This is a genomic window from Streptomyces sp. 11-1-2 (assembly GCF_003595545.1).
GTDB lineage: Bacteria > Actinomycetota > Actinomycetes > Streptomycetales > Streptomycetaceae > Streptomyces > Streptomyces hygroscopicus_B.
Window position 1 is genome coordinate 8,016,308 of sequence record NZ_CP022545.1, and the last position, 9,087, is coordinate 8,025,394.

Annotated in this window: 11 protein-coding genes; all 11 read left to right on the plus strand. The window is 71.1% G+C overall.

Annotated elements, in window-relative coordinates; all coding sequences use genetic code 11:
• The first annotated feature begins 13 nt into the window (after positions 1-13).
• The 11 genes from CGL27_RS34520 to CGL27_RS34570 are packed head-to-tail and all read left to right on the plus strand — an operon-like array spanning position 14 to position 9,077.
• Entirely contained in the window at positions 14-1,264 is a 1,251-nt protein-coding gene (locus CGL27_RS34520; protein ID WP_078644277.1) for a beta-ketoacyl-[acyl-carrier-protein] synthase family protein, read from the plus strand.
• Complete coding sequence (locus CGL27_RS34525) at positions 1,261-2,394, plus strand: beta-ketoacyl synthase N-terminal-like domain-containing protein (protein ID WP_119991749.1); 1,134 nt, start codon at positions 1,261-1,263, stop codon at positions 2,392-2,394. The genes CGL27_RS34520 and CGL27_RS34525 overlap by 4 nt, the downstream gene beginning before the upstream one ends.
• Positions 2,391-3,344, plus strand: coding sequence for a beta-ketoacyl synthase N-terminal-like domain-containing protein (locus CGL27_RS34530; protein WP_119991750.1), 954 nt, complete (start codon positions 2,391-2,393; stop codon positions 3,342-3,344). The genes CGL27_RS34525 and CGL27_RS34530 overlap by 4 nt, the downstream gene beginning before the upstream one ends.
• Before the next feature lie 53 nt (positions 3,345-3,397).
• Positions 3,398-4,195, plus strand: coding sequence for an alpha/beta hydrolase (locus CGL27_RS34535; protein ID WP_162953128.1), 798 nt, complete (start codon positions 3,398-3,400; stop codon positions 4,193-4,195).
• Positions 4,195-5,190: a hypothetical protein gene (locus CGL27_RS34540; RefSeq protein WP_119991752.1), complete on the plus strand. Its 996-nt coding sequence runs from the start codon at positions 4,195-4,197 to the stop codon at positions 5,188-5,190. The genes CGL27_RS34535 and CGL27_RS34540 overlap by 1 nt, the downstream gene beginning before the upstream one ends.
• Positions 5,191-5,195: 5 nt before the next feature.
• Positions 5,196-6,281, plus strand: coding sequence for a beta-ketoacyl synthase N-terminal-like domain-containing protein (locus tag CGL27_RS34545; protein ID WP_119994691.1), 1,086 nt, complete (start codon positions 5,196-5,198; stop codon positions 6,279-6,281).
• A gap of 29 nt (positions 6,282-6,310) precedes the next feature.
• Positions 6,311-6,586, plus strand: a complete 276-nt coding sequence (locus tag CGL27_RS34550) for an acyl carrier protein (protein WP_119991753.1) — start codon at positions 6,311-6,313, stop codon at positions 6,584-6,586.
• Positions 6,583-6,993, plus strand: coding sequence for a hypothetical protein (locus CGL27_RS34555; protein ID WP_240450731.1), 411 nt, complete (start codon positions 6,583-6,585; stop codon positions 6,991-6,993). Before CGL27_RS34550 ends, CGL27_RS34555 begins: the two co-directional genes overlap by 4 nt.
• On the plus strand, positions 6,990-7,499 hold the full coding sequence (locus CGL27_RS34560; RefSeq protein WP_078644288.1) for a beta-hydroxyacyl-ACP dehydratase: 510 nt from the start codon (positions 6,990-6,992) through the stop codon (positions 7,497-7,499). Before CGL27_RS34555 ends, CGL27_RS34560 begins: the two co-directional genes overlap by 4 nt.
• A 56-nt stretch (positions 7,500-7,555) precedes the next feature.
• On the plus strand, positions 7,556-8,302 hold the full coding sequence (gene fabG / locus CGL27_RS34565; RefSeq protein WP_119991754.1) for a 3-oxoacyl-[acyl-carrier-protein] reductase: 747 nt from the start codon (positions 7,556-7,558) through the stop codon (positions 8,300-8,302).
• 58 nt (positions 8,303-8,360) lie between these two features.
• Positions 8,361-9,077: a DsbA family protein gene (locus CGL27_RS34570; RefSeq protein WP_119991755.1), complete on the plus strand. Its 717-nt coding sequence runs from the start codon at positions 8,361-8,363 to the stop codon at positions 9,075-9,077.
• The last annotated feature ends 10 nt before the right edge of the window (positions 9,078-9,087 follow it).

A 9,087-nucleotide genomic window follows, 5' to 3' on the forward strand; every position in this document is an offset into this window, starting at 1 on the left:
GTTGGAGGTTTCGATGACTGCTCCCGCGCGCGACGGTTCCGCCGTCGCGACTCACAGAGTGGTTCTTACCGGGTTTGGCGTTTTCTCCAGCATCGGAGTGGGCGCCGCCGAGTTCGCCGAGGGGCTTCGCTCCGGCCGCAGCGGAGCGAAGCCGATCACCGCCTTCGACACCGAGGGGTTCGCCCACGCCAAAGGCTGCGAAATTGTCGACTTCGAACCGGAGAAGTGGATACGCAATCTGGATGTGGCGGAACTCGGCCGGGCCAGTCAGTTCTCGGCCGCCGCGGCCCGCATGGCCGTCGAGGACGCGAATCTCGACCTCGACGTACTGAGAGAGCAGCGCGGTCTCATCTCGATAGGCACCACCGATGGGGAGTCCTTCGACCTGGACCAGCTCGTGGAAAGCCAGATCGCCCACGGTCCGGAGAAGATGGACTCCACCATCGCGCGCCGCGTGCGGGCCGGCCGCCTCTCCGCGGCCGTCGCCCATGAACTCGGGCTGACGGACGTCGAAGCGGTGACGATCCCGACGGCCTGCGCCGCGGGCAACTACGCGATCGGCTACGGCTTCGACGCCGTACGCACCGGTGAGGTGGACTTCGCCCTCTGCGGCGGCGCCGACGCCATGTGCCGTAAGACCTTCGCCGGCTTCTACCGGCTCGGCACCATCGCTCCCGAGCTGTGCCAGCCGTTCGACGTCGACCGCAAGGGCATCCTCACCGGCGAGGGGGCGGGCGTGCTCGTCCTGGAGAGCCTGGAGTCGGCCCTGGCCCGGGGGGCCCGCATCTACGCGGAGGTCCTCGGCTACGGCCTGAACTGCGACGCCTATCACCAGGTCGCCCCCAACCAGAGCAGCGTCGCCCGCTGCATGGCGCTCGCCCTGGACAACGCGGGCGTCAAGCCTGGCGAGGTCGACCTGGTCTCCGCGCACGGCACCGGTACCAAGGCCAACGACGTCACCGAGGCCCGCGCCATCCGCGAGGTGTACGGCGCCGCCCCGCCACGGACCATCTCCATCAAGTCGATGCTCGGCCACACCATGGGTGCCGCCAGTGCCCTCGCCGCGATCGCCTGCTCGCTGGCGATCGTGCACCGCTTCATCCCGCCGACCATCAATCACACCGCCACCGACCCCGAATGCGAGGTCGACTGCGTGCCCAATGAGGCGGTCGAGGCAGATCTGCGGATCGTGCAGAACAACGGTCTCGCCTTCGGCGGCAACAACGCGGTCGTCATCCTGGGCAAGTACGAGGAGCACCGATGAGCCGCTGGCCCATCACCGGAGTCGGAGCCGTCGCCAGCGTCGGAGCCGACCCGGCGCAGATCTTCGACAACCTCTGCCAGGGGCGGGGCGGGCTGCACAGCCTGCGCGGCTTCAACCGCGACTGGTACAACGCGGACCTGCTGTACGAGGTGGACGACCGGCCCGCGCCGGGCACCGATGTCGCCGGCCGGGCCACCGCCCTGCTGACCACGGCGGTCGGGCAGGCGCTGGACGACGCCGGGCTGCCCCGGGACCTGCGCGGGGTGCCCGTGCTCATCGGCACCGGGCTGCGCGAGCTGCGCTCACTGGAGCTGTGGTGGCGCGACGGACAGGACTTCGACGCCGGACGCATGCACTTCGGCACGGCGCTGCGGGAACGGTTCGGCGCCGATGACACCACCACCATCTCCAACGCCTGCTCCGCCTCCCTGTACTCGCTGGCCCTCGGCGTGGACCTGCTGGAGTTCCGGGGAGCCGAGACCGTCGTGGTGGCGGGCGTCGACGTCATCACCGAGAGCATGTTCGGCCTCTCCGACCGGCTCCAGCTCGATCCGCCGGACGCGCTGCGCCCGTTCGACCGGGACCGCAAGGGAACCGTGATGGGCGAGGGCGCCGCCGCGATCGTGCTGCGCCGCACCGACGTCGGCGGCGGGCACGGCTGGGTGCGTGGCGTGGGCATCAACTGCGACGCCTACCACGCCACCGCGCCCGACGCCGGTGGAATCGCCCTGGCCATCAAGGACGCCCACAGCCGGGCGGGCGTCAAACCCGAGGACGTGGAACTGGTGATGGTGCACGGCACGGGCACCCCGCTCAACGACGCCACCGAGGCCACCGCACTGCGGGAGGTGTACGGCGACCACCTGGGCCGCCCCGTGATGACCGGGGTCAAGTCGATGACCGGGCACACCTCCGGCGCCTCCGGTGTGCTCAGCCTCATCGTCGCCCTGCGCGCCATGCGCGAAGGCCGCGTGCCCCCGATCACCGGGCTCGACCATCCGGCCCCGGAGACCGAGGGCTTCCGGATCGTCCGCGGCACCGCCCAGCAAGCCGACGTCTCCCTCGCCCAGATCGACGCCTTCGGCTTCGGCGGCATCAACGCCGTGGCGGTAGTGGAGGCGGCCCGATGAACGCCGTTCTGACCGGAGTCGGGCTCGCCCTGCCCGGCGTCGCCACCCCGAAGGACCTGCTGGCCCCCGTCCCCGACGGCGCGGAACCGGTGGACCCCGCCGCCCGCATCGGCAAGAAGAAGGGGCTGCGCTTCAAGGACCGCGCCACTCAGCTCGCGCTGGCCTGCGCCAACGAGGCACTGACGGACGCGGGACTGCTCGGCCCCGAGGGGCTCACGGTCCCCGGTGAGACCGTCGCCGTCCTCGTGGCCTCCAACTACGGCAATGTGAACACCGTCTGCTCGGTCGTGGACACCATCGCGGCCGACGGGGCCACGGGCGGCGTCAGCCCCATGGACACCCCCAACGCGTCCAGCAACGTGATCGCCTCGACCCTCGCCATCAAGTACGGGCTGCGCGGCCCCAACCTGATGGTCTGCAACGGCGCCACCTCCGGCCTGGACGCGGTCCGCTGGGCCGCCGCCCTCGTCGGCGCGCGCCGCGCCGACCGGGCGCTGGTCCTGGCCGTCGAACCGGACAACGACATGGTCCGCCGCCTCACCGGAGCCGACCGGATCGTGGACGGCGCCGCCGCCGTCGTCGTGGAGCGCCGGGCGGCCGCCGCCGTCCGCGGCGCCGAGGTCCGGGCCCAGGTCAGCTCCGCGGTCCGCGCCGGAAGCGTCGAGGCGTGCCTGGAACAGCTCGCCGGGGACGACCGCACCCCGCCCGCCGCCTGGTTCGGCCCCGGCGACGGGCAGGGACTCACCTCCTCCGTGCTGCCGTCCGGCACCGTCCACCATGCGCTGGCCGACGCCTTCGGCGAGGCATCGGCGGTCCTCGGGGTCCTCCAGTGCGCCGGAACCATCGGCTGGTACGCCGACGGTGGCGCCGGGCCCGTCTACGCCCTCGCCGGCGGCGACGGCGACGACGCCACGGCCGGACTCGCCCTCCTGGCCCCGGGCCGGTCCTGATGGGCCAGGGTGGGACCGGCGCGGCCGGGGTCCGGGGTCCGGCAGGGCAGCCCTTGCTGCTGCGCCACGGTCCCGCACGGGACGGGACCCGGCTGCGCGCCCTGTTCCTGCACGGTCTGGCCAGCAGCGGGGCGGTCTGGGACGGGCTGTCCCCGTATCTGCCGCCGGACCTGGAGACCTGGACCGCCGAGCTGCCCTGGCGCGCTGACCACGTCCAGCCGTGGAGCCGCCGGCCGGAGCGGACCGACTGGATCGTCACGGCCCTGGAGCGGCTGCCGGATCCGCCCGATGTCGTGGTCGCCCACTCGTTCTCGGCGAACCAACTGCTCGACCTGCTCCACCGGGAGGCCGAGGCGGGCAACGACCCGCGCGAGCGGTACGGGATCCGGGGCGTCGTCCTCGTCTCACCGTTCTACCGGCGCTCACCGGACGACTTCGCCTGGGACTCCGTCTCGAGCATGCAGCGGGACTTCCTCCACATCATGGAGGAGGGGCTGCGCACCCACTCCCCCCGTCGGATCTCCCCGGCGGTCCGGCGGCACATGGCGGAGCGGGTCTGCGAACGGGTCGGCCCCTACGGCTGGGTGCGGTTCTTCGAGCACTATCTGCGCACCCCCTGGCTCCGCACCGAACTGATCACCGTGCCCGCCCTGGTCGTGACCGGCCAGGACGACTTCGCCGCCGCCGAGAGCGCCCTGCTCGCGGCCGACCTCCCGGAGGCCGAGCTGCGTACGGTCCCCGGGTGCGGTCACTACCCGATGTCCGAGCACGCGGAGTCGTTCTCCGCCCTGGTCGGCTCGTTCCTCCGGCGGCTCTCGGACCGGGCCGCCCCACACCTCACGGAGAAGTGATGTCGCAAGCCGTCAAGACGCTGCTGAACGAGTCGACCACGGTCGTCCTCAGCCCGGGATACGAGGGTGCCAACATCGGCACCATCATCGGTTTCAAGCACGTCAACTACCTGGTCGAGAAGGCCGTCATCGCCCACTTCCGGCGCAGCGGGCTCCCGGTCGGCAGGCTCTACGAGGAGCACGGCCTCGGATTCGACATCGTCGACATCGACTCCCGCCTCCAGACCGCCCTCATCGTCGATGACGAGGCGTCGGTCGAGGTGACCCCCGTGACCAAGGACGACGCCACCGAGCTGGCCTTCAAGGTCGCCATCACCGTCGAGCGTGACGGCGCCCCCAAGAAGGCCGTGGCCTCCAAGGTCAAGGCCGTGCTGCGCCACGACGAGAACGATGTGCGGATGGTGCGCAGGCTGCCCGTGCCCGAGGGCCTGGAGCGGTTCGTCACGGCGCGTATCGGAGGCGCCGAGCCGGGACCGGCCGCGCCCGCGGTCACCGAGCAGCTGATCTCCGGCGCCTGCGCCGAGACCGACGCCGTGCTCGAACAGCTCCTGGCCGGAAAGAACGCGTACGGCTGGAAGTTCCGCATCCCCTACCCGTTCGTGCACTTCTTCGAGCGCCTCCAGATGTCGGGCTATCTGCGCCTGATGGAGGAGGCCAAGCACCGCTTCGTGGACGCGCGCGGCATCTCCATCCGGGCGCTGCTGGAGGAGAAGAACTGGATCCCCGCCGTCACCCACTCCCGGGTGACGCTGCTGGACGAGGCACTCCTCGAAGAGGACCTCTACGTCGTCTATACCGTCGACAACGTCTTCAAGAACCTGCTCTACACCTCGCGCCTGGACACCTATGTGGTCCGCGAGGGCCGGCTGGTGCAGACCTCCACCGGCACCATCACGCACGCCTACGGTGTGGTCGAGAACGGTAAGGAGGGCCGCCTGGTCACCTTCGACGAGCGGGTCCTGGACGCCTTCGGCGACGGCCGGAACCAGCCGTGACCGCGATGGCCACCGCGACACGCGGTCCCGTCATCGCGGGATGGTCGGCGGTGTCGCCGTACGGCATCGGCCGGGACGCCTTCGTCGAGGGCGCCCGGTCGGGCCGCGGGACGGCCACCGCGTCGGAGCCCGGCGGCGAGCCGGTCCCCGACGAGCGGGTGTGTCTGGCCCGGGACCTGGTCATCAAGGATGTGCTGGGCCGCAAGGGGACCCGGTCCATGGACCGGGTCACCGGGCTGGCCGTGGCGACGGTACGGGAACTGGTCACGGGAGCCGACGGTGCGACGGAGAGCGGCTCCGATGTCGCCCTCGTCCTGGGCACGACCACCGGAAGCGCCCAGAGCATGATGGACATCACCCGCGACACCCTCATCCACGAGAAGCCCTTCTACATCGACCCCTCGCACATCCCCAACGCCATCATGAACTGCCCCGCCGGGCAGTGCGCCATCTGGTACGGGCTGAAGGGGCCGAACACCACGGTCGCCGCCGGACGTTCCTCCGGGCTGATCGCCCTCAACTACGCCCGGCGGCTGCTCGCCTCCGGACGCGCCATAACCGTCCTGTGCGGCGCCGTCGAGGAGTACTCCCCGGCCCGCGCCTGGCTCGAATGGCACACCCGGGGCGACGACGAGACCGGTGTCGTCCTCGGTGAGGGCTGCGCGGTGCTGCGGCTGCTGCCCGCCGAGGCCGTGGCCGACGGCGAGGGGCTCGCCGAGGTGCTCGCGGTCGAGGCCGGGGTGGCGGGCCCCGACGGAGCGGGTCCCGCCCTGGAGTCCGCCGTACAGCGCGCGCTGCGCCGGGCCGGGGCAGCGCGCGAGGAGGTCTGGGCCGTATCCCCCTCGAGCCCGGCCGGTCTCCTCGGCGAGCAGGAACGGACCGCGCTGCGGGCCGGGTTCGCCGGTCACGAGGTGCGCTGGATCCCGCAGCCGGACACGATCGGCGACACCGCCGCCGCGACCGCCGCCTTCCAGATCGTCTCCGTGCTGACGGCGGCCCAGGACGACGACCGGGCCGCGGGCCGGCTGGCGGTGGTCACGTCCGTGGACCGTGACGGCGCGCTCGCCTGCGCACTCCTGCGCCTCCTGTGATCCCCTTCCCGCTGTGTGAAAGGAACCCCATGTCCGTCACCTACTCCGACGCGGCCGGCGCGGCCCCGCTCGACATGGACGAACTGCGTGGCATCGTCGCCGACATCCTGGAGGTCGACGCCACCGACGTGGCCGACGAAGCCGACTTCATGGAGGACCTCGAGGTCGACTCCCTGATGGCGCTCGAGGTCATCGTGGTCCTGGAGAAGAAGTACGGCGTCAAGTTCGCGGAGACGGAGCTGCGCCAGGTGGTGTCGCTGCGCCAGGCGCACGATCTGCTGACACAGAAGCTGCGCACCCGGTGACCGCCACGTCCACCAACAGCCCGGTGCGGGCCGAACCCGAGGTCGTGCGGCGGGCTTCGGCGGACGCCGGGAAGCCGGGGCTGAGCAGCGAGGTCCGCTTCCGCATCGAACCGGAGGAACCGGTTTTCGCCGGTCACTACCCGGACTTCCCGATCTTTCCCGGGGTGTGCGTGGTCGAGTGCGCCCACCGGGCGGCCCTCGCCACGGCCCCCGGGGCCGGGGCCATCTCGCTGCGGGCCCTGGAATCCGCCCGCTTCATCGGCCCGGTCTTCCCCGGCGACGTCCTGACCGTCCGCGCCGACTGGAAGGCGGCCGACGGCGGCTGGACATACACGGCGACGGCCGCCACCGAGCGCGGCCCGTCCGCCAAGGTGCGGCTGGGCTTTCGTACGGAGGTCAGACCATGATCGACGCGGCCGGTATCAAGCGCCTGCTGCCGCATCGCCATCCGATGCTGCTGATCGACCGGGTGGTGGAGCTCGTCCCCGGGGACCGGCTGGTCGCGCTCAAGGCCATCACCTGCAACGAGCCCTGGTACCGCCACCTCGGCGAGGACGCGGGCCCGGAACAGTTCGCCTATCCGCAGACCCTGCTGGTCGAGTCCTGGGGCCAGGCCGCCGGGCTGCTCGCGGTGTGCGGCGCCGAGGCGACCGGCGGCCCGACCGCCCAGGTCATGCTGGCCGGCGCGATGTCCGGGGTGGAGTTCCACCGCCCGGTCCACCCCGGGGACGTGCTGGAGCACCGGGTGCGGCTCTTCCGGGCGCTCACCGACACCGTGATCTTCGAAGGCGAGACGCTGGTCGGCGGCGAGGTCGCGCTGACCTTCTCCCGCATGGTGATGGCGTTCCGCCCCGGGGACCAGTTGCGCCCGCCGGCCGACGCCGACCAGGTCGCGGCCCCCGCCGTTTCATAGCCCCCGGCCCGCGGCCGATCAGCAGGGCCCGCAGCCAACCAGGAGAGGGAACAGTCGTGCACAACAGTGAGTCCAGGGTCGCCCTCGTCAGTGGCGGATCCCGCGGCATCGGGCGGGAGGTGGTCCTGCGCCTGGCCCGGGACGGCTTCGACGTCGCCTACTGCTACCGGTCCGACGAGGCCGCGGCGAACGTCCTGGAGAAGGAGGTCCGGGACCTCGGCGTCAAGGCGCTGGCCGTCCGCGCCGACGTCTCCGACATGGAGTCGGTCCGGTCGTTCGTCACCCGCACCGAGCAGACCCTCGGCCCGGTCGACGCCGTGGTCACTTCCGCCGGCATCACCCGGGACAACCCCCTGCTGATGATGGCCGACGAAGAGTGGAAGCAGGTCATCGGCACCAACCTCGACGGGGTCTACCACGTCTGCCGCGCCGTCATCTTCGAGATGATGAAGCGGAAGTCGGGCTCCATCGTGAACCTCTCGTCGGTGGCGGGGGTCTACGGCAACCCCACCCAGTCCAACTACTCGGCCTCCAAGGCGGGCATCATCGGCTTCTCCCGGTCGCTCGCCAAGGAGGTCGGCCGGTACGGCATCCGCACCAACGTGGTCGCCCCCGGCTTCATCGAGACCGACATGACGGCGGAACTGAGCGAGCAGGTGCGCAAGAAGGCCCTGCAGCAGATCCCGCTGAAGCGGCTGGGCCGGCCGGAAGAGGTCGCCGACCTCGTCTCCTACCTGGTCTCCGACCGGTCCGCCTACATCACCGGTGCCGTCTTCCAGATCGACGGCGGCATCACCATCTGACCCCGACCGGTCCACGACCGGCCCCTGACCGACCCCTACCGGAAGGCGGAGCATCACCGTGCCCAAGCCCAAGAAGCCACCGAGGTGGTTCTTCTCGCTGCGCAGCCCGTACTCCTGGTTCGCCTACCTGGACCTGACCGAGCGCTACCCCGACGTGGCCGACGGAATGGACTGGATTCCCTTCTGGGAGCCCGACGCCATCACCCAGCAGATGCTGGACGAGGCCGATGTGGAGCTGCCCATCGTCGCCATGTCCCGGGCGAAGAACTTCTACATCCTCCAGGACCTCTCGCGGATCTCCAAGGCGCGCGGACTGCAGATGACCGTGCCGATCGACAAGGACCCCAACTGGGAGGTCTCGCACCTGGCCTACCTCGCCGCCCAGGAGGAGGGCCACGGTCGCCGCTTCATCGAGCTCACCTACCGGGCGCGCTGGCAGGAGGGCCGGGACATCACCCGGCGCGAGACGATGGCCGAGATCGCCGTGGAGCTGGGGCTGCCGGCCGAGCGGCTGGCGGACGCGTCGGACGACCCCGGGCTGCGCAAGCGGGGACTGGATTGCCTGGTCCAGTCGTATCAGGACGGCCTGTTCGGCGTTCCGTTCTTCATCTACGGACGGGAAAAGTTCTGGGGCGCGGACCGGCTGACGTCCTTTGTCGCGGCCTTCCGCGGCCAACCTCTCCAGGAGGTCGAGAAAGGCTGGCAGCATCATGACGAGCTGCCCCGGTTCGCCGCTCCCGGTGGAGATACTGGACACGCAGGAGGCTGCGGCTAGACCGCTTGGT